Source organism: Bradyrhizobium sp. LCT2 (assembly GCF_009931255.1).
GTDB classification, from domain to species: Bacteria; Pseudomonadota; Alphaproteobacteria; order Rhizobiales; family Xanthobacteraceae; genus Bradyrhizobium; species Bradyrhizobium diazoefficiens.
Map to the genome: position 1 here is coordinate 5,336,772 of NZ_CP034432.1, position 25,912 is coordinate 5,362,683.

A 25,912-nucleotide genomic window follows, 5' to 3' on the forward strand; every position below is an offset into this window, starting at 1 on the left:
ATCTGGTGAGAGGCCGCGGCCAGGTGGGACCACGGCAATTCCAAGTGCGCCGGACCTACGCCGTCTCGGCCATCAGCTCGCGGCCGATCAGCATGCGGCGGACCTCGGATGTACCGGCGCCGATCTCGTACAGCTTGGCGTCGCGCCACAGCCGTCCGACCGGAAATTCGGATGTATAGCCGACGCCGCCGAGCGCCTGGATCGCCTCGCCCGCCATCCACGTCGCCTTCTCCGCGGAATAGAGGATCGCAGCCGCGGCATCCTTGCGCAGGGTCCGCGCGTGGTCGGCGCGGTCGCAGGCGCGCCCGACCGCATAGACATAGGCGCGCGTGGCCTGCCAGGTCGCATACATGTCGGCGAGCTTGCCCTGCATCAGCTGGAAGTCGCCGATCGGCTGGCCGAACTGCTTGCGCTCGTGCATGTAGGGCACCACCGCGTCCATGCAGGCCGCCATGATCCCGAGCGGGCCGCCCGAAAGCACGGTGCGCTCATAATCGAGGCCGGACATCAGCACCTTGACACCCTCGCCCACCTTGCCAAGCACGTTCTCCGCCGGCACCTCGCATTCGTCGAAGAACAAGGGATAGGTGTTGGAGCCGCGCATGCCGAGCTTGTCGAGATGCTGGCCGTGGGTAAATCCCTTGAAGCCCTTCTCGACGAGGAAGGCAGTCATGCCGCGCGGGCCCGCCTCCGGATCGGTCTTGGCATAGACGACCAGCACGTCCGCGTCGCCGCCATTGGTGATCCACATTTTCGAGCCGTTGAGCACGTAGCGGTCGCCGCGCTTGTCGGCACGCAGCTTCATCGAGACGACGTCGGAGCCGGCGCCGGGCTCGGACATCGCCAGCGCGCCGACATACTCGCCGGAGATCAGTTTTGGCAGATAGCGCTCGCGCTGCGCGTCGTTGCCGTTGCGGCGGATCTGGTTGACGCAGAGGTTGGAATGCGCGCCGTAGGACAGGCCCACGGCTGCCGACCCGCGCGAAATCTCCTCCATGGCGACGATATGGGCGAGATAGCCCATGTTGGAGCCGCCATATTGCTCCGGTGCCGTCATGCCGAGCAGGCCGAGGTCGCCAAGGCGCTTCCAGAGATCCGCCGGGAACAGGTTGGCCTTCTCGATCTCGGCGGCGCGCGGGGCGATCTCCGCCTCCACGAAGGCGCGCAGCGTGTCGCGCAGCATGCTGATGTCTTCGCCCAGATCGAAATCGATGCTCGGGATGTTCAAGGCGATTCCTCCGTATTCTTGTCGGGTCCGAACCTACCCCCGCCCGGGCGTCCTGGCGGTCGAAAAGGTTGCATTTTCCGCCAACTTTGGCGAGGATTTTTCATGCCGTTCCAAGCCGCAACCGCGACGCCCCGCCGCGCCATGACCCCAGCCGCCTTCGTCCGCGGCGTGGTTGCCGCTTATGCCGTTTACGGGCGGGATCCGGCCGAGGCATTGGGCAAGGGGCAGGTCACCGAGGATCTCGTTCGATCCCAGGACGGACGGGTGACGGCGGCCCAGTTCGAGGCGCTGGCCGGCCACGCCATGCGCGAGCTCGACGACGAAGCGCTCGGCTGGTTCTCGCGCCGGCTGCCTTGGGGAACCTATGGCATGCTGTGCCGCGCCTCGATCACGGCCCCCAATCTCGAAGTCGCGCTAAAGCGCTGGTGCCGGCATCATCGCCTGCTGACCGAGGACGTGCTGTTCGAGCTCTCGTTTGGTGATGAGACCGCGACCATCTCCCTTCGCGAGCAGCGCGATCTCGGCCCCTTGCGCGAATTCTGCCTCGTCACCCTGCTCCGCTATGTCCTCGGCTTCTCCTGCTGGGCCGTCGATTCCGCGATCGCGCTGCGTGCGGCCGAGTTTCCCTATTCCGAGCCGGGCCACGTCTCGGTCTATCCGACGATCTTCTGCAGGCATTTGAGCTTTGATGCGGATGGCGCCCGCATCGTGTTCGACAAGCACTATCTTTCACTGCCGCTGACCCGCAGCCCGGCCGATCTCGACAGCATGCTCAAGGGCGCGCTGCGGCTGACCGTGCTGCCCTATCGGCGCGACCGGCTGCTGGTCGAGCGCGTGCGCCGCGTGCTGCGCAATGCGCGCGGACGCAGTCTCGGCGCCGAGGATGTCGCAAGCGAGCTGGCCCTCTCCACCCGCACCATGCACCGGCGCCTGCGCGAGGAAGCGACCTCGCTGCGCGATCTGAAGGAAGAGACAAAATTCGAGCTCGCCAAGCAGGAGTTGATGCGCGGCCGCACCCCGATCAAGCGGATCGCGGAGATCGCCGGCTTCCGCAACGAGAAGAGTTTTTCCCGCGCCTTCCGCAGCTGGACCGGCGCCTCACCGCGCGAGTTTCGCGGAAGGTATCGCTGATGCGCGCCGAAGCGCATTGTTGTCTGCATGTCATAAGTTACGGCCCCCGAGATCACTCTCGGAGGCCGCAATGTCCCGGATCCGGTCTCGACGTCAGGCGTTAGTTTTGCGCGCCCGAACGAGGCTTGGTGCGCGACTGCGTCTGCTTCGGCTGGAAGGCGAGCGCGTCGTTGGTGGTCTTCGCGCCGCCGGCCTGCGAGCACGAGCCGCCGATGCCGCCGGCCGCCTGCCGGCAGGCTTCCATCGTCGGATAACCGCAGCCGTGAGCGGCCTGGGCGCCGTTGGTAATGCAGTAATCGTCGGCCTTCGCAGCCGGTGCCGACAGAACAAAAAACGCAGACGCACACAGCGCCGCAGCAGACGCTGCGATCGTCTTCGAAGTCGATGTCATGATGTCTTTTCCTGCTTAGGGTCCCACAAAAGCATCCCCAGCGTGCGATGCAGGCTGAGGCTCACACCCTGCATCTAGGCAGCGCGCAGGGACCGACAATCACGATCCGGCGCATTGCAGGGCTTCGCAAATCACATGTCAAACTTATGTGAGTTACTAAGATATATAGTTCCACTATGACGCCCTTACCGGTCCTCGCGCCCCATGACGTGGATCGGCCTGAAGCAGCCCAGGATCAGACGCTTCGGATCGAACGGAATGTCGCCCGCAGCCTCAAATCGCTTGTCGTCGCCCATCCCGGCTTCGGCGGCCTCGAGCGTTGCCTTGTCGGGCCAGACCTGCCAGGTGAAGACGATCTTCTCGCCGTCCTTCGCATTCACGGCGCGGCGAAAGTCGGTGTGCGTGCCACTGGGGACGTTGTCCTCCCAGGACTCGACGATCTCCAGACACCCGTATTCCCTGAACAGCGCCGCGCCGTTCTCCGCCCATCGGCGATAGGCCTCCATCTTGTCCTCCGGCACCGGAATGACGAAGCCTGCGATATACATGATTTCAGCTCCTTCGCAGTCTCTGTGAGCCTCACACCGGCGGAGCGATCTCCTATCCCGCCGCCGCAACCTCCTGCAACGGCAGCGGCACGTCCTTCGCGACGCCCAGCACCGGAAAGCTGCGGACGTTCTTCACATCGGGCATCGCGGCGAAATGCAGCAGCTGCTGGCGCATGCTCTCGACGCTCGGCGCGACGCATTTCAAGAGATAATCGGTGTCGCCCGAAATCCGCCAGCACTGCTGGATGCGCGGGATCGCGGCGATCGAGCCCTCGAACGCCTCCAGCACCGGCTGGGCCTGGCTGCCGAGCTGGATCGAGACGAACGACACCACCTCATAGCCGAGCAGCCGCTCGTCGATGACGGCGCGCACCGCCCGGATCACGCCGCGGCTGAACAGCGATTTCAACCGCCGCAGGCAGTTGGGCGCGGACACGCCGACGCGCAGCGCCAGCTCGTTGTTGCGAACCCGCCCGTCCTGCTGCAGCTCGGATAAGATCTTCAGATCGACGCCGTCGAGCTGGTCACGCCCGGCCATCCCCCACCTCACCCTGATCCCGTGATGCCGGGACCAGCGAAGCATGAGGCGGAATTGGTGCCAAGAGCCATCCCCAAGGGCGCGGCGCTATCGAGTTCGGGGGGATACCTCCCCACCGTCATGGCCGGGCATAGCCGTCTGAAGGACGGCGTCGCTTCCGCTCGCCTATGTCCCGGCCATCCACGCTCTTTCACGCGGCCCAAAACGTGGATGCCCGGGACAAGCCCGGGCATGACGAGTACGTCGCGTCGTATGAAGTCGGAGCAGCCACCTGCCCCCTCAATGCGTCCAGGGCTCGCCGCGCCGGAACGAGAAATTGTCGGCATAGGCGACCGGCCGGCGGATCGAATCCTGGGGCTCGATGACCTGGTAGGCGATGCCCTTGCGCTCGCAATAGGCGACCGCCTCTTCCTTGCTGTCGAAGCGCAGCGTGATCTGCTGCTTCATGTCGCCGGACGAGGTCCAGCCCATCAGCGGCTCGACCGCACGCGGCTGCTCCGGCTCGTAGTCGAGCTGCCATTCCCGGGTCTTGGACCGGCCGGATTGCATCGCGTTCTTGGCGGGCTTGAAAATGCGTGCGGTCATGGGGTGGTCCGGGCCTTTTCGTCTTTTCGTTCGATTTCGATGCGTCAGGGTGGCAGTTGGTGGAAACCTCAGGGATAGTATAGAGACACCGATCGGGAACTGATCGGTGATTCCGGCCCCCCGGACACCCTTACCGACGGTATAGTCATTATGCTGCACCGTGACAATTCCGTACCCGCCTTCCGCGCCGGGATTCAGCCCGGCCGCACTGCCTCGCCGACATCAGCGCATCTATCCCCTCCGAGAGCTCCCGTCGCATGGCCTTCCTGAACATCAACGCTACGCTCCCTGAAAAAGGCCGTGACCTCCGGCTCGACCTGTTTCGCGGCGTCGCCAACTGGGCGATCTTCCTCGACCACATCCCTGACAACGTCGTGAACTGGATCACGACGCGCAATTACGGCTTTTCCGACGCGGCCGACCTGTTCGTCTTCATCTCCGGCTACACCGCCTCCTTCGTCTATGCGCGCATGATGCTGGAGCGCGGCTTCATCGTCGGCGCCACGCGCCTGACCAAGCGGGTCTGGCAGCTCTACGTCGCCCACATCATCCTGTTCGTGATCTACATCGCCTCGATCAGCTATCTGGCGCTGCGCTTCGGCGATTCAGATATGATCAACGAGTTCAACGTCGCCGGCCTCGTCGACAACGCCACCGAGACGCTGCGCCAGGGCCTGTTCCTGCGCTTCAAGCCGCTCAATCTCGACGTGCTGCCGCTCTACATCGTGCTGATGGGACTGTTTCCGCCGGTGCTGTGGTTCATGCTGCGCAAGCCCGATTTGACGATGGTGCTGTCGATCGTGCTGTGGCTCGCCGCGCGCCATTTCGGCTGGAACCTGACCGCCTATCCGGCCGGCCAGTGGTACTTCAATCCATATGCCTGGCAGGTGCTGTTCGTGTTCGGCGCCTGGTGCGCGATGGGCGGCGCGCGGCGCTCGATGACGCTGATCAATTCGCCGATCACGCTGTGGCTCTGCCTCGGCTATCTCCTGTTCGCGCTGGTCATGACCATGGCCGGCCGCTTCCCCGCCATCGGCGGCATGTTCCCGGAATGGCTGTTCTCGGCCTTCAACCCCAACGACAAGACCAACCTTGCGCCGTACCGCTTCATCCATTTCGTCGTGATCGTGATCCTGGTGATCCGCTTCGTGCCGAAGGACTGGCCGGGCCTGGAATGGAAGGTGTTCGATCCCTTGATCGTCTGCGGCCAGCAATCGCTCGCGGTGTTCTGCGTCGGCGTGTTCCTGTCCTTCGTCGGCCATTTCGAGCTGTCGATGAGCTCGGGCTCGCTGTTCGCGCAGCTCTTCGTCAGCATCGCCGGCATCGCGATCATGACGACGGTGGCGTATTACATCTCGTGGTCGAAGCGGCAGGACAAGCCGCTGAAGCCCCCGCCGTCCAAGCCGGCGCCCGCAACGAAGGCCGCCTGAGCCGGGACGCCCGTTCGTCCGGGCGCACCGTTCCGACGCCGCTGTCGGTTCGTCCGGGATTGGATTGACCTGCGTCAACCAGGGCCGGCGCCGGCCGAACTAGTGTCGCCGCGACTCGCGCCGCCGCATCGACGTCGGCGCTTCCTCCCGGACAAGGCCAAGCACATGCCCTCTCATTTTCACGCCATTGTATGGATCGACCACACGCAGGCCCGGATCTTCCATCTCGGCCTGAGCGGCTCCGACGAAATCACGCTGCATCCGCATCTGGCAACGCGTCATCTCCATCACAAGGCCAATGAGATCGGCAGCGGCCATGCCGCGCCTGACAAGACGTTCTACGCTGAGGTGACCAAAGCCCTCGCCGATGCCGGCGAAGTCCTGATCATCGGCCCGGCCAACGCGAAGACCGAGCTCGCCAGCCACATCCGCGCCAACGCGCCAGATGTCGCCAAGCGGATTGCCGCAGTGGAAACGGCCGACCATCCTTCCGACAACGAGATCGTCGCTTACGCGAAACGTCACTTCAAATTGCCGCTGCCGCGCGTGCAGGCACCAACCTGAAAGCGGGATGACGATTTACGATCGCATCGCTTCAGGCCGCTTCTTCGCTGTCGAACTCGGTGAATTTCTTGTAGATCCAGTCGCGGCCGTCGTGCCGGCGCCAGACCTTGCCGTAAACGAGCTGCCCGTTGATCGAGCGGCGCGGCACGATCACGGTCCAGAGGTGCCAGATTTCGGTCCAGCTCGACTGCGGGCTGGCCGTTTTTAAGTTGCGATCGAAAGACATGACACAGAACTCACAGGATACGCGCGCCGCGACGAACTGTGATCTTGTATGAGCACGAATTCCAGGCAGCCCATCGCGAGCCGGCACCGATCTCATAACGATCGCCAAAGTGGCCGCAACAACCGCTCGCCCTTAACCTAACCCATCAACCTTACCAGTCGCGAACTGGTGGCCGGGCTGGTTGAAAGCCGGCGCCGGTTTTTCTACAATGCCTGCGCGATTTGAGAGCGAGTGCGCCGTTTTCGGGACCCGCGATTCAATTTGAGCTGACGTCGCGTTTTTAAAGAGCTTGGAATTTGAAGACGACTTGGATTTTGAGGAAGACTCGGAAGTTTTGAAGACTCGAAGGTTTAAGACTCGGACGTTTTGAAAAAAGACATACTGGCTGGGGCGACCACAATGAATTTGCAGTGTGCATGTCTGCGCTTGGCGGTGCGATCGACGCCGCCTGTCCCGGCCGTCAGGACGTCGGCTCACGAACCGCCAAGGGCCGCCAACGACAACCAGATGGTCTGGCCGTTCGTGCCGTTTCCGCCCGGCTGGCACGCCTCGAGCTGATTGGGCAATTCTGAAGAACGCGACGTCTGAAGATCGCGACGCCTGCAAAAAAGACGTTTGAAAAGCGCAACGCCGCGCAAGCGGAGTATTATCGCTTGGCGGCGTCCGTTAGGCATTGGGCGCTGAAATCCCCAACATCCATATGTCCATGGCGACAGCCAAAGGTTCGATGAATCCTTGGTAATTCCGCGCCGGGCCGACCGCGCCAATGCCTTGAAAAATCGCGCGGAAGTCGGGCTGCGCAAGCAACGAGCGCGAGGGCTTCAGGCCGAACGCGCCGGGTCTGCAAAGCAGGCGCTGGCCGCGTGAGAAAGTTCGATCCGGCACGCATGTTCCGCGCCGGACGGCCGCAACCAATCGCCGCGCGGCGCGTTGCAGCTTCTTCCCATCCGTCCGGGGTCATGGCGAGCGCCAACGATCAGCGCGCGCCCGCCATGGACGGACGGTCATCGCGTCTCACGTCCGTGTGAGCTGGAGCCCGGTCGGTGAATTTCGTCGAGCGAGAAGAGACCAATGAACAACGGGCCGCAAGGCAAGGGGGATGCTGTGAGCCAGATCGATACGACCGAGAAACTCTCCGAGGCGCCGGAGCCCGGAGACTCGCTGTTCGCACTCTGCGGACTCGGCGTCGCCGGGATCGTCATGCTGGGCTGGATCTGCGCCCTCGCCTGGATCGCCTGGCGCCTCGCCGATTGGCTGCTGTTCTGAGCCGGGATCCGCAAGTCGAAATTTCGAAGGAAATGAAGGAGGTTCGACCTAGGGACTGGTCGGGGCAGCTGGATTCGAACCAACGACCTGCAGTACCCAAAACTGCCGCGCTACCAGGCTGCGCTATACCCCGAATGTCCGGCGAGCCCTGTCGATACACGCTTCCCAAAGCGCCAGCAAGGCCGGAAAGGCCGCCATCGGATGGCTCTATTTGCCGCCGAACAGCGGGTGGCCGACGCGGTCGCCGGGGCGGATGCCGTATTTCTGCGCCGTTCCCGCCACCACCTCCAGAACGGCCCGCGCGGGGCCCTTGGACGAGATGATCTTGGTCGACAGCGGCTCGGTGTTCTCGGCAATGCGCAGGATGCGGCCGTCGGCGCGGATGAAGATCATGTCGAGCGGGACATAGGTATTCTTCATCCACATCGACACTTCCTGCTCGGGATTGAAATCGAACAGCATGCCTTTGCCGTCAGCCAGCTCCTTGCGGTACATCAGGCCGGTCTGCTTCTCCTCCTCGGTCGTTGCCATCTCCACCGAGAACACCTGCACGCCGCTTTTGGTGACGATCTCGAGCGGCTGGAAGCTCGCGGCGCGGACAGGTCCGCCCGCCACGACAACGCCGGCGATGAGCAGGATGGCGGCAAGCCAGCCCTTCGCAACGGACCAGACAGCCTTTCGATCAAGATTCATGGGATGGCACTCAGGGCGTGGGAATGGAACAGTCCTACGCGGCGACCGTCCGAAAAGCCAGAGGCGCGCCGGTCAGCCGGCGCGCCTCTGCTCACGATTGCGGGAACTGGCGATCCTGCCGCCGCTAGTGCGACTGCGGTCCGGGCGATCCGGTCTCGGGATGGATCTCGGCCGCCATCATGCCCTTGGAACCAGGCCCGAAGCGGACCAGGACATATTGGCCGGGGCGCAATTCGGTCATACCGAAGCGGCGCAGCGTCTCCATGTGCACGAAGATGTCGGGCGTGCCCTCGCCGCAGGTCAGGAAGCCGAAGCCGCGCAGCCGGTTGAACCATTTGACCTGGGCCCGCTCCAGCCCGCTGGTCGGGGTGACCGTGACGTGGGTGCGCGGCGGCAGCATCTGCGCCGGATGGATCGCGGTCGACTCATCCATCGAGACCACGCGGAAGGCCTGGTAGCCCTTCGCGCGCTGGATGCATTCGACGACGATGCGCGCGCCCTCATAGGCGGTCTGGAAGCCGTCGCGTCTAAGCACGGTGACATGCAGCAGCACGTCCGGCCAGCCATTGTCGGGAACGATGAAGCCGTAGCCCTTCGACGCGTCGAACCATTTGATGACGCCGTGGACTTCGACGAGGTTGGCGCTGGCCTCGCCAAGGCCGGTGAACGGGCTGAGCCCGCTCTCGCGGCCGCTGCCGTGCTCGCCCGGCGTCATGCGCCCCGGCGACGTGCCCTGTCCGGGAACTCCAAGCTTTTTGGACTCAAATCCGTCCGACGACCCCATAACCCCGGACCCCACACTGCCATGCAACCCGCCACATTGGCGGAGCTCGAATCACGCGTCTTAAGAGAATGTTCTCAATTCGACGCGACGCGAATCTTTCGACTCAAAAGATAACACTCCCGGTTGCGGCGCATAGACAAAAAAGAGATTCGCCGGAACCTATGAACAGCTTGCACAGCCGCGAATCAAACTAACGCCTCAATTGCCGACAAAGGGTCCGAGCGTTTCGCCGATGTCGTGGCGGATGACGAGGTCGGCGATGTCGTCCTGCTCGGTCGGCTCGCGATTGATGATCACCAAACGTGCACCCGCGCGCTTCGCCATCATCGGAAAGCCCGCCGCCGGCCACACCACGAGCGAGGAACCGATCGCGATGAAGAGGTCGCAGGCGCGCGACAGCGCGGTTGCGCGCTGCATCTCCTCCTCCGGCATCATCTGGCCGAACGAGATCGTGGCGGTCTTCACCGGCTCGTCGCACACGGTGCAGTTGGGAGCGCCGTCCTGGTCGAATCGGCGCTTCACCCAGTCGAGCTGATAGGTCTGCCCGCATCCGACGCATCGCGCATAAGTAGTATTTCCGTGAAGTTCAATCACGTGCTCGTGCGCGAAGCCCGAGGCCTGGTGCAGATTGTCGATGTTCTGGGTGATGACCGCGGGGACCTTGCCGGCGCGGTAGAGCGAGGCGAGCGCGCGATGGCCGCGGCCGGGCCTTGCCGCCGCGAAGGTCTCCTCCATCGCGAAGCGCCGGCGCCAGGATTCGTCGCGCGCCTCTTGGCTCGCAACGAATTCGTCGAACGGGATCGGACGGTTGCGCGTCCAGATGCCGCCCGGCGAGCGGAAGTCGGGGATGCCGCATTCGGTCGAGATGCCGGCGCCGGTGAACGGTACGATGGTCTTCGCCTCGGCGATCATGTCGCCGAGACGTTCAACGCCGCTGCGAAGATCCGATGCAATCAATCGCACGCCTCCCGCTTTGGTCTTGCGCTAGCTGCAAGATGCGCAAGCGACAAGATTGTTGACGCTGTTATCAACTGCGAACGCAGGTGCGCTCGGCAATTTTTTCCGCCCATCGCATATCACAATCCTGCAATGCCTCCTCCCCATTGACGCCCCAATCAGAAGCGCCAATGCATGTGTTATTGCGACTCAAGGTCCGGTGCGGCGGCAGCGCTTGAGGACACTCGTAAACACGACCCTGTAAAAACAACCCGAGTAACATCGTCCAAGTGTGAACAGAGGGGATGGACATGACCGAAGACGAACAACGCAAGATCCGTGAACGCGAAGAGATCGCCGCCCGTGTCGCCGCCTTCCGTGCCACCCAGGAGAAGTTCAAGCGCGAGCGCGAAGAGTATTTCGTGTCGACGCTTGAGAACGCACGCAAGGTCGAGCGACCCTCGCTCTGGCCGTAGCACGCGCCTGATCGCCACGCATGAAAAAAGCCCGGAGCATCGCTCCGGGCTTTTCACTTACCCCCGCCGTTACCAGTGACGGTAATAGTGGCGGCGATAGTAATACGGTCCGTCGCCATAATAGGCGTACGGGCCAGATCCGTAATAGTAGCCCGGGCTGTCATAATAGCCGTAGCCAGGGCCGTAATAGCCGTAGGGGTGGGACGCGGCGATCGCGCCCGCGGTGATCGCGCCGGCGGCAAGACCGAACGCGAGGCCCGGGCCGATGCCGCGGCCGCGCGCCTCGGCAGGCGCAGGCGCCGCCACCGCGGTCACGCCGACGGCTGCGACGGTGGCCAGAACTGCCAGTGTCTTTTTCATGAGCTCCTCCTTCGCGTCTGGGGTGACAACGCGAGTGCCGTTTGATGGTTGCGCGCGGCGCGGAACCGGAGCCGGTCAAAAAAAATCGATGCGAGGCGGAACGAAATCGCCGTGCGGCGGTTGGAATTGCAAGTGCGAAGCCTCCGCTATCCGGTGAAGGCCCAGCACGAAAGCCCCGTCAGTATCCTCCGCGATGCTGGCGGGGTTTTTGTTCCACGGGAGCAAATGGGCAGCAGAGAACAACGGCTGCCGGCGGGGCGGAAGGCCGAGGAGGAAGGATTGCCGATATCCGCTTTGCTTGCCCGGATCCGCCGGCTCGTTCCCGGATCCGGCGATCGACATTACGACGAGATCGTCCGCAGTTTCGGTGTCGGCGCGCTGCGCCCGCCGCCGACGCCGATGAGCGACGGCGAGCTGGCGCGGGCCATCGCCGAGTTCCTCAGGGAACAGCCCTCCTCCGAGTCCGTCGCGACCCTCGGCCGGCGGCTCGACCCCTCCTCCCGGCTCTAGGCGGACTTCTTGCTAGGCGGATCTCTTTTGCGCGAGCCGGGAACAAGCGCCGCGCATGCAAGTTGAGGTTGTCTTCACGCAAGTGAGGTTCGACATGTTCGACATGCCCGTGTGGCTCGAAGTCTTGCTCAACCTGTCCGGCTATGCCGGCTTCGTCGCGCTCGCGAGCCGCGGCACCTCGTGCCCGCGCGCAGCGGCCGACGACCGGATCGGTGGTGACGAGCGCTAGTTGGTGTGCGGCGCCTGGCCTGCCGTGCGCACCAGCCGGTCGGCCTTGACCGCGACGCGCGTGTCCTCGGCTTGCTGCCGCAGCGAAAAACTGATTAGCACGAAAGCGAGACAGAACAGCGTGCCGACGATGGCAACGCGCCGGTAGGTGTGGCGGTCGCCTTGATAAAAGGACGGCTCTGAAAAAGGTGTCATGGCAAAGTGGCTTCTTGGCAAAGTCGTTTCTTGTCGTTGCCAGACACCTACTCCAACCCGCGGCAAGCGCAACGCGATTGGGCTTTTAACCTAACCGAATAGGGTTATCGTTTCCCGCGCAAGCTTTCGTTAGGAGTTGGCGCAGCGCCGTTTGGATCTCGGCGGGCCGCTTGAGGCATCGCGCGATCGCCGAGGCAGGCCCGCCCCTCGCCGACCGTTTTTGTTCCAGCTTCGCCCGCATTTCGTTCTCGAAGAACGAATCGGAATCGAAGAAATCGGCGCGGAGCAACTCTTAACGAGTGGTGTCGCGCGCGAAGATTCTCGTCACATCGTCTCGGCCGGCGTCGATCGCAGCGGCAGCACCTGCGGCACCGATCGCGCGCCGTTGCGCAGTCTCGCGTATGGCCTTGCACTCCTGTCAGACCAAAACACTTTTGCGATTTCGGCGAACATCCCGATCAACCAGCATGCATCCATGTCGCTCTCTCCTCGCTCATCTCCTGCGCGAAAGACGAGAACGGCACTGTGCGAGACTTCAGGCTGTCTCGTTCTGACACGCACGCTCGCATCGACATCGAGGACGCGCAACTTGTTCTGCATCCGACTCCATTTCGTTCTCGAAGAACGAATCGGAGTCGGGAAAATAAGTGAGAATCGATTCCTAACGATCGATGAAACCGCGTGCGCTCACGTCTTCGCCGGCAGACATCTTCGGTGATGAAATATCGAGACCGCCGCAACCACGATGGCGATCTCGTGCGCCATCGCGGCCGGCGTCCGCCCGCGCGCGCATCACGCCGCGCGCTTCTCCTTGCCCTTCTCGGAGAAGCATTCGAGAATCTGGATGCGGAGTTCTTCTGCGGCCGGCCCCTCGACCTTCCTGAGCTCGTTCCAGAGTCTGATCACTTCGCGCTGTTTTTCGACGGTCATGAGTCACCTCCCAAAGGATTCCAAAAGATGGTGGCCCATAGGAACAAAATGAGAACAAAAAGTCCAGCCCCCTCGCGCGATTTCCCGGGCCCATCGTCTTGAACCTTTTGGGCGCCGCAAAGACCCATCGAGGCTGGGGATTTCAGCGCCCAGTCATACGGCAGCGCCGCCTGACGAACATACTCCGTCACGGCGGCGCTGTTGCTTTTTGGATTTTCTACCCCAGGTTTGATCTACGGCTGACGGCCAGGCGCTGAAATCCCATCGCCGTCAGTTTGGAAAGCCCCGCGCGAAAGCGCGGGGTTTTCTCTTTCTCTTCTTCGGAAGGCTGAACCTTTTACTGGGCTGGCGCGTCTCATGCCTGAAGCTTCCCCCAGGCTTCATCCCCATCAGAAAGCCCCGCTCCCCCCAGGCGGGGCTTTCGCTTTTGCGGACATCGCGCCGCCCAAGACAAAAACAAAGAGACAAAACAAAGAGCCCCGCTCCGACATCATCGGAACGGGGCTCTGGGCACGCAAGCGGTGCGCGATGGCAGGATCAGACGGCGTCCTTGGCGACCTTCAGGGGCGATGCCTTCACCGACTTGCTCGCGGGCTTGGCCGCAAACTGCATCGGCTCCTTGGTGAAGGGATTGACGCCCATGCGGGCTTCGGTCGCCGGCTTGTTCACGACCGACATCTTCACGAAACCGGGAATGACGAACTCGCCGGACTCGTTGAGCTCCTTGTAGCCGACCGTCGCCATGTACTCGATGACCGACTTCACGTCGTTCTTCGCAAGCTGCGTGCCCTCGGCAATCGCGTCGATCAATTGAGTCTTGGTCATCTTCGCCATGTCAAACGTCCTTCTGAATGGGGTGCGCGCGGGCTGTGGGGTAACCGTGCCGGGCACGCGACAAAGCCGCGCAGCGCGCTTTGTGTTCATGCCAGCGGTCAGGAAGTCACCGGGCTTAGAACCCATCGGGGCCGAAAACGCAAGCCGCAGTTTGACGTCGGTTCCGCCTGTTTCGGCGGGATGACAGCGCTTACATCGACCCGCGCCGAATCGAATTCAGCAATGTCCATAGAGGGTTCTGCCGGTTCGCCAGCAGGCAGCAGCGATGCCCGTATTTGCCGAAGTCACGAAAGCCCCTAACTGGTTCTCTTTCGAAAGCATTTGTTGCATAGTGCCGCATGGCCAAAACAAAAGTGACGTTTAGAGCGGTCCGGATCGCCGATGGCGACTGGAAGATCCTGGCGGACTACCCCGACCACGAACAGCGCGAAATCACCGGCTTCACCAGCAAGGCGGATGCCGACGACTGGATCAACGGCGATCGCAAGATCGCGTGGCTCCGGTCCCAGGGCTACGCCAAGTGACTTAGCGCAAGTGACTTAACGCAAGTGACGTAGCGCTCGCGCGCGACAACGGCGTTCACGGGCGGCCGCAAGCCACCTCATCCAGCCAGCTCAGCAAGACACCTCACCGTGAAACCTGTGGTTCGAGCCGTGTTGTTGACACTTCAGTAACCCAACGCATCCAAGCTCCCCTTGGTATCGTTGCGTTGGAGTATCCCCACAGTGCTGGATTTTCACGAGCTGCGTGAACTCGCGGCCGATGTTCGCGTGTTTGTCGATGTCGCCGAAGACAAGGCCGAGGCGCTCAGAGCCGTCATCGCGGCCTATGACGTCGTGCTGGCGATCTTCCCCTCCGAAAAGGGCATGGGCCTCCACGTCATCAAGGGCAAAGCGATCCTGGACAAGATCGCCAAATCACGCAGCCATGCGACCTACAGCCATACGGCGATCGCGGTCCCTGACCTCGAGCATGCCGAAGTGCTCAAGCTTCTGACGGCGCCCGCCGAGCAGCGGATCGCTGCCTAAGCGCAGACGGCGAGAAATTCAGCGGCAGGCCGCACCAGGTTCGTTCGCCGTTGCTCGGCGCCGAACCGGTCGAAGCCTCGGTTCTCGGGAGCCGAGGGCCTGCCTAGTGGTTCATCACAGTGATTATGACTCTTTGGCGGTGGCTGGATAGGCGCGGCCGAGTTTGGTGCGGGCTTTTTCTGTTGTGAACATCCATTTGATGCGGGCTCGGGTTTTATTCCGCCTCTTTTGCCATGCTGCGATCTCGTTTCGGAGCCTTTTGGGATCGTCGATGCGGCGGCCGAGACACTGACGCTGTAGCACGCTGATCTCGCACTCGACCATATTGAGCCAACTGGCGTGCTTCGGGGTGAAGTGGAATTCGAGGCGGCGCAGGATGCGCCGGGCCTCGGCGGGCGCGAAGGCCTCATACAGCGCCCCAGGCTTGTGGATCGACAAATTGTCCTGCACGACACGGATGCAGGCGGCGTCGGGATAATGGACGTCGACGAGATCACGCATGCAGTGGGCGTAGTCCACGGCGGCGCGGCGGTCGGTGACCTTGACGTTGCGCCAGCCCCGATGTGGATCGAAGGTGACGAAGAGATTGGCGGTGCCGTTGCGGCGATACTCGTAATCGTAGCGCTCGCGCTGTCCCGGTTGGGCCGGGACCGGCTGGCGCACCTCGCCGATCAGCTGGATGGGGGTCTCGTCGAAGCAGACCAGCGGCCGGGCGGGATTCTGCGTCTCGGCGTAGAGGTCGAGCACGTCCTCCATGCGGGCAACGTATTCGCCGTCGACATGGGGAATGCACCACATGTCCCTGCGCCACGGCTTGAGGTCGTTCTCGGCCAGCCGGCGACGCACGGTCTCGCCCGACAGGCTGTTGTGATCGGTGAGCTTGACCATCGTGTCGGCCAGCAGCGTCAGCGTCCAGCGTTTGCAGCCAGCGGGCGGCTTGGCGCATGCGGTCGCCACCAGCAGGGCTTCCTCCTTGCCGGTCAGCTTGCGCTCAGCGCCCGGACGCGGCTCCTCGCTCAGGGCCCGCTCCATATTGCCTTCCACGAAGCGGCGCCTGGTCCGGCCGACGGTGGAGAGGCTGACACTCACGGTCCGGGCAATCTCCTCGTCGCGGCAGCCTCCATCGGCCGCCAGCAAAATCTGCGCCCGCTTAAGCTTGCGGGCGGCGTGCTTGCCGCCGCCGAGCATCGCCGTCAGTTCGTCGCGCTCGGCTTGGCTCAATTCGACCCGATAACGTACATTCATGCTTTGCCTCCTTGTCGGAGGCCGGGACGAATCCAACGATGAGTCAAAAATCAGGCGCGCGCTTCACCGAGAAGCAGGGTTATTACCTGGCCTTCATCCATACCTACGCCCATATGTTCGGACGTCCCCCGCCGAAGCCGACATCCAGCGCCACTTCCGCGTCAGCCCGCCTTCGGTCCATCAGATGATCGTCACCCTCGAACGAAACGGCTTCATCCGACGTCAACCCGGCGTCCCCAGAAGCATCGAAATCCTCGTGCCACCGGAAAGCTTGCCGATCCTCGAATGGCTCGGTATCAAAACGTCAAAATCACTGTGATGAACCACTAGCTCTCGCTGGGCAAGCCATCGCGAACCATCCCGCCGACGGCTCCGCCCAAAATGACGGACACTGTGACGGGCCATACAGCCGCCATCACGATGACAGCTCCAAAGGGAACGTCCCTGTTGGGGCGATCGTAGGATTCCATGGCCGTGAAAACGAACAGGGCTATCAGGCAGCCGATCGCGTATGTCTTCTTCCAGCTCATGTGATGAAGCCCTTTTGAAGCCGAGCATTGGTCGCGCCGGCATTTCCGTGGGTTCATCCGCGCCGTCGCGATCCGGTGGCCGTGCACTAAATTCGTTCGCCCGATAGATCCGGCCTGCCAAAGCCCGCTATTGCGGCCTAGAGAAAGACTGCCAAAAGGCATCGGGAGAAAGCGATGGCCCAGTTCCAGCCTATCGAGCCATACGAGACTGGATTGCTGGATGTCGGCGACGGCCACCAGATCTACTGGGAATGTTGCGGCAATCCCGCGGGCAAGCCGGCGCTTTTCCTGCATGGCGGTCCGGGCACGGGCTGCTCTGTTGGTCAGAGACGATTTTTCGATCCTGATGTCTACAGGGCCGTGCTGTTCGATCAGCGTGGCTCCGGTCGCAGCCTTCCGCTCGCAAGTCAGTCGGGTTCGAACCTGGCAAGCAATACCACCGCTCACCTTGTCGCGGACATCGAGAGGCTGCGCGAGCTGCTCGGTGTCGAAAGCTGGATCGTCCTGGGCTTGTCCTGGGGCACCACGCTTGGCCTCGCCTACGCACAAGCGCATCCGCGACGCGTGAAAGCGATGCTGCTCGGATTCGTGACGACGACATCGCGTGCAGAGGTGCAATGGATCACCAACGATGTCGGGCGCATCTTTCCAAGGGAATGGGAGCGCTTTTCCGAGACTGTCCCCCGGCATCTCCGCGGCATGCCGCTCGTCGATGCCTACGCAATCATGCTTGCCGATGCCGACGAGACCGTTCGCGACAGAGCCGCCCGGGCATGGTGCGAGTGGGAGGACGCGCACGTCTCGCTCACCCCGGGACATCGGCCAAATCCCCGATTTGACGACGCGGAGTTTCGACTGCGCTTTGCGCGTCTGGTCACTCACTATTGGCGCCACGCCGCATTTCTCGAAGAGGATCAATTGATCCGCGACGCATCGAGATTGAACGGCATTCCCGGCGCCCTGATCCATGGCCGTTTCGACGTCAGCGGACCGTTGTCCACGGCGTGGCAACTGCACAAGCGATGGACGACCTCCAGGCTGCATATTCTCGAAGACGCCGGCCACGGCGGCGGCAATGAGTTCATGCCCTTGGTCATCAGAACTCTGGATCAGTTCGGGAAGCTGTAGGCGTGTGAGCCGTTACGGCGTGGGACCGCCGGGCGAATGAATTGAGGTACTGTCACCATAGTCCCGCGCCTTGCCCTAGCGACAGGGCGGGCTAGCATCCCCTGCAAACACATCGCGCATTACGGTGACAGTGCACTAAACTGGCAGCGCCCAGCGTCACAGAGAACTGCCTCGCATTGGATGGAGAGTTTGATTGTCGCCGTAATTCCGCGATTGCAGTGATGCTGACCACCGGCTCCAAATCCTTGTGTAAAGCGCGGATGACTACTTGTGGCTTTGTTTGCCACTTCTATGATCGACGCGGTTTAACCGTGGGATTTTCAAAATGAGATTTTGTAAGACGTTGTTGCTCACTTCGCTGGCGTTGAGCTTCGCAAGCGCGGCTCAGGCCCGTATCAATTGCCATCACGATCCTGTTTGTCAGGCACAACGTGACGGCACTACCGTTGCAGAAGCCAAACGCAAAGACGGCGCGGCGACTGCATGCCTGCGCGCTGTCGGATATACACAGGAGGATTGGCACGCCTATCGGGTCCCCGCCGGTCCAGCTGGAAAGGTTAGGTCCTGCTTTGCACGGCACGGGCTTCCGACAGACTAAACCTCACGGGAGCTACGGTGACAGTGCACTGAATTTATTCGCGGCCACGCCGCTGGTTTCGCGGCAATTGAGTGCACTGTCACCGTAATGCCCAACGATATCTCAGTTCGTCAAACATCGCATTTGCCTATGGCTTCAGCGTACCAGCTCTCAAGAACGCCAGAACGCCGATCGCAGCACCCAGGACGCCCGTCGATGCGGTGACCAGACTGATAAAGAGGGTTGCGTGAGATTGGAAAAGCTCCCAGCGCTCCTTCCGTTCGGCATGGAGGTTCGAACGAAGCTTCGAGATGCCCGCAGCAGTCAGATGGCGGGAGCCGAACGTCTCGGACACCGTTCAGGAATCCTCACCCGGAATCTCCACGAAGCGACGACGAGCCTGAGCGACGTAGAACTGAGTGGTGAGGACGCTGATGTCGTCGTCGACCTCATCGATATCCATTTGAGCGCCATCGCGGATCGCCCCCCGAACATGCGAACTCTCCTTCTTCGCCAACGACGCCGCGACGTCGCGCCTCACCTGAGAGGTGATCTTGTCTCTCCGGCGTTGCAACTCCCAAAGCTGCATCCGATATTTCAGACGGTTGAACATAAAGCCCCTAAGGAACATCCGTTTCCTACTACCACTAATTGATCGCGGGAGTTGCCACGACTACCCCCTCGCTTAAGTGGCAATCTTGGCAAGGTACCCGCACAATGATAGGCAGTACAGGGAATTGGAGTGAAGTCTCGTTACTGTGGGGGTGCAAACAGGGGGGACCATGAACGCCAAAAACGAGCGGCTAAAAATTCAGGCTAACTTTTGGAACGGACTGGCGATCGCCGCGGCTGCGGCTGGGATCATCGTGCCGTTCTTGCAAGCCTATTCGAATGACGAGTTGTGGAACGCCCAAGTGTTCCCTCACCTCTCAAAGCTAGCCATCAACACTTTCCTGCCGATGGCCATCGCGATCTTTTTTGCCTATCTCTTCCACTCGATCGCGAAATCCTGCGCCGATCGAATTTCAGACGATTAAGACTGGGGTCTGAAGCATCCGCAATTTCAGTTTTGCGACCTCGTCGACCAACTCAGCAAATTGAGTCTCACTAAGTGCAGAGCTGAGCGATCTTCAAAAACAACTGAATGTCCCGCGGTCCACGCGGCTCACTACTCTTTAGGCGCCTTCATCAGTTGGACGTTTGCGAAGTTGATTGCGACTTCGCGGTTGTGCAAATCGATTCCGTTGGCGCGCGCGACAAAGAAATGGATGTGCGTATCCGACCAACTAAAATTGTAAACGCACATTTCCTCGGATTGGAATCCGGTATTGCGCTCTGGCATCGCGAATTGGTTTACACGCGGCGATGGCACTTTCTCGCCGCCATAGAACATGCCGCCCCCATTGCTGAAAGAAACACTCACCAGTTGTTCTCCGGGTATCCCGTCGACGCCAAGGATCGTAATACGCAGGGTGTTTGATCCAACCTTATCCTCCCAATAAGAGCCGATATTGATCTTGACCTCTCTTATGGTCACGTCGCGAGGATCGAACTCGTCAAGCTTCGGTTTCCTGGCCTCGAACGTCGGTATAGATACGCTAGCGGGCTTACTCAGCACGGTGGCTGGCGCCGGCGCGACAGCGATTTCCGGTGGCTTGGCTTCACTACGAAACTCAGGAAACCGCGTCTCACTGAACACGTGGCGCGTAATTGCATCGAAGATTGGCATCATCGCTTGGAATACGAGCCACCAAACACCAACAATAGCCATAGGTACAATGATAAAGGGCAACCCCAACTGGATTCCGTTCACCCCAGTCTTGAATATGTCTGGATACTGCACTGAAAGCGCAATGATTGTACCGACCGTAGTCACGACCATCGAAAAGACGGCGCAGAAAACCTGCACTATTTGACCTCGATTCGAAAACCACCTGCCCGACATCTTCGCCCCCTGATATGGCGCATGAACTTATCGTTCGGACTTGCCGGCCGCTACCTGCAGTGGCGCCGTTATGCACCGTCCAGCAATTCAACTCAGACCACGCCACGACAGGCGCCTTCGCCGCCTTCAAGAGGTCGTCATGCGCGGCGGGATCATTCTTTCGCACCGTCTCGATAGTTCACCTGCCGTCGCCCTCACGCGCATGTGCACGCGCCCCCTGCCCCTTGTCGCATTTTGCTGCTATTCATCGCCCCCGCCCGAAACCAAAAACCCTCCATCCGTTCAAGGGAGTAACAACCATGCGATACCTCCACACCATGCTGCGCGTGCGCAATCTCGATGTCGCGCTGAAGTTTTACCAGGATGCGCTGGGCTTGAAGGAGGTGCGGCGGATCGAGAACGACAAGGGGCGCTTCACGCTGGTGTTCCTGTGCTCGTCGGATGATCTCGAGGCGCTGAAGAAGCAGCCGCAAACGCGCGGCGCGCCGCTGGTCGAGCTCACCTACAATTGGGACGAGGAGAAGTACGGCGAGGATCGCTTCTTCGGCCATCTCGCCTATGAGGTCGACGACATCTACGCCACCTGCGAGAAGCTGATGAAGGCCGGCGTAACCATCAACCGGCCGCCGCGCGACGGCAACATGGCCTTCGTCCGCTCGCCCGATCTGCACTCGATCGAGCTGCTCCAGAAGGGCGAGCCGAAAGCGCCGCAGGAGCCGTGGTCATCGATGCCGAACACCGGCCACTGGTAGGGCCTTTTCCATAGGAACAAGCCCTCGCCGCGCACGTTCACTCCTCGACAACATGATTGGAGGAGGACGCAATGGGACGAGGATTGTTGCTGTGGATGCTGGGCGTGCCGATCCCGGTAATCCTTCTGCTCTGGCTGTTCTTCGGCCACTGACGAGCTGGTTCAACCTGCAATGAAAGCTCTGCCCATGGCGGAGCTTTTTGCATGAGGGGCGCGCCGCAAATGCCGTCGTCCGGCACAGGAAATTCCGCTATCACCCGCACAATTGAAAACGCCGCGGGAGACGCTTCATGCCTGACACCAAGCTGACGATCTGGGGCCGCGCCAACTCGGTCAACGTGCAGAAGGTGCTGTGGTCCCTCACCGAGCTTGGCCTTCCCTACGAGCGCATCGATGCCGGCATGCAATACGGCAAGACCCGCGAGGCCGAGTATCTCGCGATGAACCCGAATGCGCGGATCCCGACGCTGGTCGAGGGCGACTTCGTGCTGTGGGAATCCAATTCCATCATGCGCTATCTCTGCCTCGCGCATGGACGCGGCACGCCGATCTATCCGAACGCGCCGAAGCAGCGAGCTTCCATCGACCGCTGGCTCGACTGGACGCTGTCGGCGGTGCAGCCGGTCGACCGCCCGGTGTTCTGGGGCATCGTGCGCACGGCGCCCGCCGAGCGCGACATGATCCAGGTGCAGCGCGATGCCGATGCCGCCGTCGAGGTCTGGGCGATCGCCGATCGCCTGCTCTCGACGCGCCGCTACATGGAGGGCGACCAGTTCACGCTCGCCGATATCGCGATCGGCGCCTATGCGCGGCGCTGGCTCGGCGTCGAGGGCATCACCCGGCCGGCGCAGCCGAACCTGACGCGCTGGCTCGCCGAGCTCGGCAAACGCCCCGGCTTTGCCCAGTTTGTCGCACCGCCGATGTCGTGAGCCGCTGGCGCGGCTTAACCTGCGAAGAGCGCGCAAGGAATCGCCATTTTGGCGCACGCGGCCGGCGGCATCGCCGCACTTGACGGCTAATGTGCATGGGGTTGTTTTCGCAACTTTTTGTTTTGGCGTCCGTGCCTAGAGCCAGCCGCGCTCGACCAGCAGCACGCAGATGATCAGCACCAGCGTCACGACAGCAGTGGCGAGCCGCGCCGGCCAGCTCAGGCCGCGGCCGACCCACCACAGCAGCGCGCAATACATCAGCACGGGGACGACGATATCGAGCCGCAACAGATCCGGCGGCATGCGGCTTTAGCGCCGGACCGCGGCGTCGACGCTGATCGAGCCGCCGATCTTCACGCAGGTGCCGGTGCCCTCGACCATGTGGTAGCCACGGCCATAGGACGCGCATGCGCCCGCCTTCGCCGTCCCGCCCGTGCCCTTCAGCGGCAAGGTCTTGCCCGCCTGCCGCGGCTCGGCGGCCGGAAGGCGCAAGGCTTCGGCCGCGGCTGCGGACGTGGCCAGCAACGAGATCAGGATGAGGAGCTGTGTGCGCATGCGAGCGTTCTAGCCCGGCGAGCCGCGGCGCGCAGCATCTGATGTCAGATGAACTTGATCCCGGCCGACTTGCCGCGGCGCCAGACCACCTGGCAGTTCCGCCCGGTGCGGGCATCGCGCGCGAAGGCCAGCCGGATCACGCCCGGAAGCTGGCTTGCGTCCTCGTCCAGGGTGATCTTGGCGCCCGAGCTCGAGATGTCCTGGACCAGGCAATGCCGCGCCGCGAACCCGCCGTCGAGCGTGATCCAGGCGTGCTGCGACAGCAGCTTGCGGTCTGCGCGCTTCTTGGGCGGTGGCATTGGCGTGAAATCTCCCGCTCCAGCGCTACCTCAGGGAGCCCTAAGAAACCGTTGAAATCGGGTCCGAATCATCCCCTCGCCGGCGCTGTCCACGGTTCCAAAAGACCGTTCCCGAACGGCTTGCCCACGGGCCGAAAGGACACTATACGTTCGCCCGCTGCAAGCCGCCGGGCACGACTCGCGCGGCCGCGGCCGTGCCGTCAAAAGCGGCGGGGCTTAGCGTTTGCTCCCTTCGTCTATCGGTTAGGACGCCACCCTTTCACGGTGGAGAGAGCGGTTCGATTCCGCTAGGGAGCGCCATCCGCGCCACGGCGCGCGGGCGATGCGGCGAAATTCACCGCCATGCCCGTGAACCTCTCCGGCCCTCACCTCCGACCAACATCCTGTTGGAACCGGTGTGGACCCATGGAGCAGCGCAAATCCCCCTCGGACGGCCAATCCGGCATTGCCTCGCCGGCACTGCCGCCCTGGATGCAGCGCACGACGCCCTACACACCGGACCGCCGCGCCAGGATGCTGGAGCACATGGCGCGAGCGAGGTCGCTTCCGCCGCGCCAGGCCGCGACCGCGCCGGAGCCCTCGCGCGTCAGCGGCATGCACATTCTCGGCGACGCCTACGGCTACGCGGTTCTGTTCGGACTGATGGCCCTCCTCTTCATGTCGCGGGTTCCGCTCTACCTCGGCGCCTTTCTCTTCTTCGCCGACGGTGAGCGCATCGAGCGCGCGCTCGCAGCGATCGGCATCCGGCTCGAGCCCGATGCGCTCGGACCCGACGTCATCAAGAGCTTCGCATACCTGTTCGGCTGGTTCGCGCTGCTCGCGTCCTTCAAAGGCTCGGTGCCTGCCTGGCTGGCGCCGTGGATCCCCCCAGCCGAGTCATGGGCGTTCCTTGCCGGCATCGCCCTCGCGCTCGCCATCGTCGAAGCATTCGCAACGCGCGCGCTGCGGCACGCATTGCCGTGGTTCGGATTGAACGTTGGTGCGGAGAGTCTGGCCTGGAAAACGACCAGGCTCCTTGTCGCCGTGGCCGTGCTGGCCTGTCTCGTTCTGCTCGGCTCTCTCTGAACGCCACGACCGAGCCGTCGCTCTCAATGACGGTGTTGTGAACTTGCGTGCCCCATAATCGGGACCTTATGCCGCTTTCGCCGGTGCGTGACCGGGCCACGCGTTTACCGGAAATTTACCCCTGCTCCTGAACGGCGGTATCATTTACTTAGAATTTGACCGCTACCGTGGAAGTACGGAAATACTCCGAAACCCGATTGGCGCGGATGTCCATCGCAGAATTCCTCAGGCAGCGTGCAGTGGAAGTCACCGTGAGCGGCAGCTACTCGCTGCCGCGCTGGTACGATTGTGAGGGCAAGCTCCGCACCTTCGCCTGCCGGACCAAGCGCGTCTCGCCATTCCGCATGATCGTGGACGTGCCTGTCGTCGGCAAGATCGGGGAGCGCGTGACCTCGTACTTCCAGGATTTCGGCGAATTCCAGTGCACGATCAGCGCGACGCTGAAGTCGGGCTTCCTGATGGAACTCGACATGACGCGGGCGCGGCGCGCCTGGATGTCGGAGAAGCTGACCTGGCTGGAGAAGAAGCAGAGGGACGCCAGCGTCCAGGAGTTGCGCAATGACGCCCGCTTCGTCCCGCAGGTCTCGCACACCTTCCTGACGCTCGCCGACGGCAGCACCCATCCCTGCTTCATCATCGACGTCTCCACCGCCGGCGTCGCGATATCCTGCGAATACGATCCGCCGATCGGTACCCCGCTTGCGGTCGGCGCCTGCGTCGGCCGCGTCATCCGCAAGTTCGACAACGGCTTTGCGGTCAAATTCGCCGAGAAGCAGCAGTGGGACGACGTCGTCCGCCTGATCGCGCGCTCGCCCGTGCCGCAGCCGGCCTGAGACCGGCTGGCTCCATCTTAACTCTTTCTTAACGAAACGCTGGAGGTGGCGAGCCCTGCACGATAGGGTGTGAACCAGTACGGCCGCAATCATTGCGGGCCTAACGTATTGGAAGTCCCGGAATGTCTATCGCTGACGCTGAGTTCGCCCAGGCAAAGACCGCTCAGAGCGCGCCCACCGCCGCCAAGCCGCAGCTTCCCCCCGGTGTCGTGACCGAGGGACCGCTCGTCAAAGCCAAGCTGCGCGAAAGCTATCTCCTCCTCGGCATCCTCTATGTCGGCGCGGTCGCGGGCATCATCTGGGCCGTCACGCAGGGCGTCGGCAAGGTGGAGCTGTTTACGTTTGCCTGGATGTTCGCGCTGACGACATTCGGCATCGGCGCCGGCATGCACCGTCTGTTCGTCCATCGCAGCTTCCGCACCGGCCCGATCATGCGCGTCTTCTTCTGCGCCATCGCCCAGATGGCGGTGCAGGGCTCGATCGCCAAATGGGTCGCAAACCACCGCCGCCACCATCTCTATGCCGATGACGTGGGCGACCCCCACAGCCCGCAATTCGACGGCTTCGGCAATCGCTATGTCAGCGCGCTCAAGGGCTTCCTGCACGCCCAGGGCAGCTGGGTATTCGACCAGGCGACCACCGACAACGAATACTATGCCAAGGACATCCTCGCCGACCCCATCGCGATGTTCTTCGTCCGCACTCGCTGGGTCTGGTACGGGATGTCGGCCGTCTTCATCCCCGGCTTCATCGGCTACGTTTTCGGCGGCGTGCACACCATGATCGGCTGCGTGCTGTTCTCCGGCCTGCTCCGGGCCTATCTGCTGATCCTCGTCAGCCAGCTCACCGGCTCGGTCTGTCACGCCTACGGCTATCGCCGCTTTGAGGTCGACGACGCCTCGACCAACGAGTTCGTGACCACGATCCTCACCTTCGGCGAGGGCCTTCACAACAACCATCACCGCTTCCCGCGGGACGCCTATATCTCGCACGCCTGGTGGGAGATCGATCTCAACGGCCTGATCATCTTGGGCATGGAGAAGATCGGCCTCGTCCACGACGTCTTCCACGCCTCGCACCGTCAGCTGGAGCGGGCGTCGGAAGCGCAGGCGGCCTCGACGCGCTGACCGGCAGGCGGCGGCCCTCCGGGGCCGTCTTGCCTCCGCATCTCTGC

The 25,912-nt window shown here is 62.4% G+C and carries 39 protein-coding genes and 2 tRNA genes; 18 read left to right on the top strand and 23 right to left on the bottom strand.

Annotated features, from left to right (window positions below):
* Positions 1-55 precede the first annotated feature (55 nt).
* Positions 56-1,228 carry an isovaleryl-CoA dehydrogenase gene (locus tag EI171_RS25595; protein WP_038967131.1) on the bottom strand — a complete coding sequence of 391 codons (1,173 nt, stop codon included), beginning with the start codon at positions 1,226-1,228 and terminating at the stop codon, positions 56-58.
* A gap of 102 nt (positions 1,229-1,330) precedes the next feature.
* Between EI171_RS25595 and EI171_RS25600 the strand changes: the two genes are divergently transcribed.
* Positions 1,331-2,359: an AraC family transcriptional regulator gene (locus EI171_RS25600; RefSeq protein ID WP_161534998.1), complete on the top strand. Its 1,029-nt coding sequence runs from the start codon at positions 1,331-1,333 to the stop codon at positions 2,357-2,359.
* A 100-nt stretch (positions 2,360-2,459) separates the two neighbouring features.
* Here the strand turns inward: EI171_RS25600 and EI171_RS25605 are convergent, their stop codons facing one another.
* The 4 genes from EI171_RS25605 to EI171_RS25620 form a co-directional block, all read right to left on the bottom strand.
* Entirely contained in the window at positions 2,460-2,750 is a 291-nt protein-coding gene (locus EI171_RS25605) for a DUF3551 domain-containing protein (protein WP_161534999.1), read from the bottom strand.
* A 185-nt stretch (positions 2,751-2,935) separates the two neighbouring features.
* Positions 2,936-3,298, bottom strand: coding sequence for a DUF1428 domain-containing protein (locus tag EI171_RS25610; protein ID WP_161535000.1), 363 nt, complete (start codon positions 3,296-3,298; stop codon positions 2,936-2,938).
* A 52-nt stretch (positions 3,299-3,350) separates the two neighbouring features.
* On the bottom strand, positions 3,351-3,836 hold the full coding sequence (locus EI171_RS25615; protein WP_161535001.1) for an Lrp/AsnC family transcriptional regulator: 486 nt from the start codon (positions 3,834-3,836) through the stop codon (positions 3,351-3,353).
* A 279-nt stretch (positions 3,837-4,115) separates the two neighbouring features.
* Positions 4,116-4,421, bottom strand: a complete 306-nt coding sequence (locus EI171_RS25620) for an ETC complex I subunit (protein ID WP_028171332.1) — start codon at positions 4,419-4,421, stop codon at positions 4,116-4,118.
* A gap of 257 nt (positions 4,422-4,678) precedes the next feature.
* Here EI171_RS25620 and EI171_RS25625 point away from each other — a divergent pair, with 257 nt between their 5' ends.
* Positions 4,679-5,851, top strand: a complete 1,173-nt coding sequence (locus EI171_RS25625) for an OpgC domain-containing protein (RefSeq protein ID WP_011087185.1) — start codon at positions 4,679-4,681, stop codon at positions 5,849-5,851.
* A gap of 165 nt (positions 5,852-6,016) precedes the next feature.
* Positions 6,017-6,415 (top strand): hypothetical protein, encoded by a 399-nt coding sequence (locus EI171_RS25630; protein ID WP_028171331.1) that lies wholly within the window; start codon positions 6,017-6,019, stop codon positions 6,413-6,415.
* 31 nt (positions 6,416-6,446) lie between these two features.
* Here EI171_RS25630 and EI171_RS25635 read toward each other — a convergent pair whose 3' ends face one another.
* Positions 6,447-6,641 (bottom strand): hypothetical protein, encoded by a 195-nt coding sequence (locus EI171_RS25635; protein ID WP_028171330.1) that lies wholly within the window; start codon positions 6,639-6,641, stop codon positions 6,447-6,449.
* A gap of 1,071 nt (positions 6,642-7,712) precedes the next feature.
* On the opposite strand from EI171_RS25635, the gene EI171_RS25640 reads away from it, so the two are divergent.
* A complete protein-coding gene (locus EI171_RS25640; protein WP_231166472.1) occupies positions 7,713-7,907 on the top strand; it encodes an RNA-binding protein in 195 nt (64 codons plus the stop codon).
* 56 nt (positions 7,908-7,963) lie between these two features.
* On the opposite strand, the gene EI171_RS25645 is transcribed toward EI171_RS25640, so the two are convergent.
* The 4 genes from EI171_RS25645 to EI171_RS25660 form a co-directional block, all read right to left on the bottom strand.
* Positions 7,964-8,040 (bottom strand) — tRNA-Pro (locus tag EI171_RS25645).
* Positions 8,041-8,114: 74 nt separating this feature from the next.
* The gene (locus tag EI171_RS25650; protein WP_161535002.1) at positions 8,115-8,600 is read right to left on the bottom strand and encodes a DUF192 domain-containing protein; all 486 of its coding nucleotides are present in this window, start codon (positions 8,598-8,600) and stop codon (positions 8,115-8,117) included.
* A gap of 124 nt (positions 8,601-8,724) precedes the next feature.
* Positions 8,725-9,384, bottom strand: a complete 660-nt coding sequence (locus tag EI171_RS25655; RefSeq protein ID WP_038967130.1) for a cold-shock protein — start codon at positions 9,382-9,384, stop codon at positions 8,725-8,727.
* Positions 9,385-9,582: 198 nt separating this feature from the next.
* Entirely contained in the window at positions 9,583-10,341 is a 759-nt protein-coding gene (locus EI171_RS25660) for an NAD-dependent protein deacetylase (RefSeq protein ID WP_161535003.1), read from the bottom strand.
* 290 nt (positions 10,342-10,631) lie between these two features.
* Between EI171_RS25660 and EI171_RS44900 the strand changes: the two genes are divergently transcribed.
* Entirely contained in the window at positions 10,632-10,796 is a 165-nt protein-coding gene (locus tag EI171_RS44900) for a hypothetical protein (RefSeq protein WP_164933808.1), read from the top strand.
* Positions 10,797-10,865: 69 nt separating this feature from the next.
* Here EI171_RS44900 and EI171_RS25665 read toward each other — a convergent pair whose 3' ends face one another.
* On the bottom strand, positions 10,866-11,156 hold the full coding sequence (locus tag EI171_RS25665; protein ID WP_011087180.1) for a hypothetical protein: 291 nt from the start codon (positions 11,154-11,156) through the stop codon (positions 10,866-10,868).
* A gap of 111 nt (positions 11,157-11,267) precedes the next feature.
* On the opposite strand from EI171_RS25665, the gene EI171_RS45830 reads away from it, so the two are divergent.
* The gene (locus EI171_RS45830) at positions 11,268-11,666 is read left to right on the top strand and encodes a hypothetical protein (RefSeq protein ID WP_231166471.1); all 399 of its coding nucleotides are present in this window, start codon (positions 11,268-11,270) and stop codon (positions 11,664-11,666) included.
* A 55-nt stretch (positions 11,667-11,721) separates the two neighbouring features.
* Complete coding sequence (locus EI171_RS44905) at positions 11,722-11,895, top strand: hypothetical protein (protein WP_074076975.1); 174 nt, start codon at positions 11,722-11,724, stop codon at positions 11,893-11,895.
* Here EI171_RS44905 and EI171_RS25675 read toward each other — a convergent pair.
* The 4 genes from EI171_RS25675 to EI171_RS25680 form a co-directional block, all read right to left on the bottom strand.
* Entirely contained in the window at positions 11,892-12,089 is a 198-nt protein-coding gene (locus tag EI171_RS25675; RefSeq protein ID WP_011087178.1) for a hypothetical protein, read from the bottom strand. The genes EI171_RS44905 and EI171_RS25675 overlap by 4 nt on opposite strands.
* 324 nt (positions 12,090-12,413) lie before the next feature.
* Positions 12,414-12,689, bottom strand: a complete 276-nt coding sequence (locus tag EI171_RS44910) for a hypothetical protein (RefSeq protein WP_202633231.1) — start codon at positions 12,687-12,689, stop codon at positions 12,414-12,416.
* A gap of 192 nt (positions 12,690-12,881) precedes the next feature.
* The gene (locus tag EI171_RS44915; protein WP_165448157.1) at positions 12,882-13,019 is read right to left on the bottom strand and encodes a hypothetical protein; all 138 of its coding nucleotides are present in this window, start codon (positions 13,017-13,019) and stop codon (positions 12,882-12,884) included.
* A 537-nt stretch (positions 13,020-13,556) separates the two neighbouring features.
* Positions 13,557-13,853: an HU family DNA-binding protein gene (locus EI171_RS25680; protein ID WP_027542683.1), complete on the bottom strand. Its 297-nt coding sequence runs from the start codon at positions 13,851-13,853 to the stop codon at positions 13,557-13,559.
* Between the two features lie 338 nt (positions 13,854-14,191).
* On the opposite strand from EI171_RS25680, the gene EI171_RS25685 reads away from it, so the two are divergent.
* Together EI171_RS25685 and EI171_RS25690 are read left to right on the top strand one after the other, a co-directional pair.
* A complete protein-coding gene (locus EI171_RS25685; RefSeq protein WP_027542681.1) occupies positions 14,192-14,377 on the top strand; it encodes a hypothetical protein in 186 nt (61 codons plus the stop codon).
* A 201-nt stretch (positions 14,378-14,578) separates the two neighbouring features.
* Positions 14,579-14,881, top strand: a complete 303-nt coding sequence (locus EI171_RS25690; protein WP_161535004.1) for a hypothetical protein — start codon at positions 14,579-14,581, stop codon at positions 14,879-14,881.
* A gap of 123 nt (positions 14,882-15,004) precedes the next feature.
* Here the strand turns inward: EI171_RS25690 and EI171_RS25695 are convergent, their stop codons facing one another.
* Positions 15,005-16,126 (bottom strand): IS630 family transposase, encoded by a 1,122-nt coding sequence (locus EI171_RS25695; protein WP_161532241.1) that lies wholly within the window; start codon positions 16,124-16,126, stop codon positions 15,005-15,007.
* On the opposite strand from EI171_RS25695, the gene EI171_RS25700 reads away from it, so the two are divergent.
* Positions 16,125-16,445: a LexA family protein gene (locus EI171_RS25700; protein WP_371740233.1), complete on the top strand. Its 321-nt coding sequence runs from the start codon at positions 16,125-16,127 to the stop codon at positions 16,443-16,445. The genes EI171_RS25695 and EI171_RS25700 overlap by 2 nt on opposite strands.
* Before the next feature lie 7 nt (positions 16,446-16,452).
* On the opposite strand, the gene EI171_RS25705 is transcribed toward EI171_RS25700, so the two are convergent.
* Complete coding sequence (locus EI171_RS25705) at positions 16,453-16,656, bottom strand: hypothetical protein (RefSeq protein ID WP_161535005.1); 204 nt, start codon at positions 16,654-16,656, stop codon at positions 16,453-16,455.
* Between the two features lie 174 nt (positions 16,657-16,830).
* Between EI171_RS25705 and pip the strand changes: the two genes are divergently transcribed.
* On the top strand, positions 16,831-17,784 hold the full coding sequence (pip, locus tag EI171_RS25710) for a prolyl aminopeptidase (RefSeq protein ID WP_161535006.1): 954 nt from the start codon (positions 16,831-16,833) through the stop codon (positions 17,782-17,784).
* A 725-nt stretch (positions 17,785-18,509) separates the two neighbouring features.
* On the opposite strand, the gene EI171_RS25715 is transcribed toward pip, so the two are convergent.
* Positions 18,510-18,716 carry a hypothetical protein gene (locus EI171_RS25715; protein WP_161535007.1) on the bottom strand — a complete coding sequence of 69 codons (207 nt, stop codon included), beginning with the start codon at positions 18,714-18,716 and terminating at the stop codon, positions 18,510-18,512.
* Between the two features lie 3 nt (positions 18,717-18,719).
* Entirely contained in the window at positions 18,720-18,974 is a 255-nt protein-coding gene (locus EI171_RS25720) for a hypothetical protein (RefSeq protein WP_161535008.1), read from the bottom strand.
* A gap of 169 nt (positions 18,975-19,143) precedes the next feature.
* Between EI171_RS25720 and EI171_RS25725 the strand changes: the two genes are divergently transcribed.
* Complete coding sequence (locus EI171_RS25725; protein ID WP_161535009.1) at positions 19,144-19,398, top strand: hypothetical protein; 255 nt, start codon at positions 19,144-19,146, stop codon at positions 19,396-19,398.
* Positions 19,399-19,529: 131 nt separating this feature from the next.
* Here the strand turns inward: EI171_RS25725 and EI171_RS25730 are convergent, their stop codons facing one another.
* Positions 19,530-20,270 carry a hypothetical protein gene (locus EI171_RS25730; protein WP_161535010.1) on the bottom strand — a complete coding sequence of 247 codons (741 nt, stop codon included), beginning with the start codon at positions 20,268-20,270 and terminating at the stop codon, positions 19,530-19,532.
* Positions 20,271-20,605: 335 nt separating this feature from the next.
* Between EI171_RS25730 and EI171_RS25735 the strand changes: the two genes are divergently transcribed.
* Together EI171_RS25735 and EI171_RS25740 are read left to right on the top strand one after the other, a co-directional pair.
* Positions 20,606-21,058: a VOC family protein gene (locus EI171_RS25735; RefSeq protein ID WP_161535011.1), complete on the top strand. Its 453-nt coding sequence runs from the start codon at positions 20,606-20,608 to the stop codon at positions 21,056-21,058.
* Positions 21,059-21,347: 289 nt separating this feature from the next.
* Positions 21,348-21,986, top strand: a complete 639-nt coding sequence (locus tag EI171_RS25740; RefSeq protein ID WP_161535012.1) for a glutathione S-transferase family protein — start codon at positions 21,348-21,350, stop codon at positions 21,984-21,986.
* A 135-nt stretch (positions 21,987-22,121) separates the two neighbouring features.
* On the opposite strand, the gene EI171_RS44920 is transcribed toward EI171_RS25740, so the two are convergent.
* Genes EI171_RS44920 through EI171_RS25750 form a run of 3 tightly spaced genes read right to left on the bottom strand, consistent with a single transcriptional unit; the run spans position 22,122 to position 22,840 of the window.
* A complete protein-coding gene (locus EI171_RS44920) occupies positions 22,122-22,289 on the bottom strand; it encodes a hypothetical protein (RefSeq protein WP_011087169.1) in 168 nt (55 codons plus the stop codon).
* Positions 22,290-22,295: 6 nt separating this feature from the next.
* Complete coding sequence (locus EI171_RS25745; protein WP_161535013.1) at positions 22,296-22,541, bottom strand: porin; 246 nt, start codon at positions 22,539-22,541, stop codon at positions 22,296-22,298.
* A 44-nt stretch (positions 22,542-22,585) separates the two neighbouring features.
* Complete coding sequence (locus tag EI171_RS25750) at positions 22,586-22,840, bottom strand: PilZ domain-containing protein (RefSeq protein WP_028171312.1); 255 nt, start codon at positions 22,838-22,840, stop codon at positions 22,586-22,588.
* A gap of 225 nt (positions 22,841-23,065) precedes the next feature.
* On the opposite strand from EI171_RS25750, the gene EI171_RS25755 reads away from it, so the two are divergent.
* From EI171_RS25755 to EI171_RS25770, 4 genes are all read left to right on the top strand, one after another.
* Positions 23,066-23,140, top strand: a tRNA-Glu gene (locus EI171_RS25755).
* A 105-nt stretch (positions 23,141-23,245) separates the two neighbouring features.
* Positions 23,246-23,905 carry a hypothetical protein gene (locus EI171_RS25760; protein WP_161535014.1) on the top strand — a complete coding sequence of 220 codons (660 nt, stop codon included), beginning with the start codon at positions 23,246-23,248 and terminating at the stop codon, positions 23,903-23,905.
* A gap of 206 nt (positions 23,906-24,111) precedes the next feature.
* Positions 24,112-24,738, top strand: coding sequence for a PilZ domain-containing protein (locus EI171_RS25765; protein ID WP_161535015.1), 627 nt, complete (start codon positions 24,112-24,114; stop codon positions 24,736-24,738).
* 122 nt (positions 24,739-24,860) lie between these two features.
* A complete protein-coding gene (locus EI171_RS25770) occupies positions 24,861-25,865 on the top strand; it encodes an acyl-CoA desaturase (RefSeq protein ID WP_011087165.1) in 1,005 nt (334 codons plus the stop codon).
* Positions 25,866-25,912 lie beyond the last annotated feature (47 nt).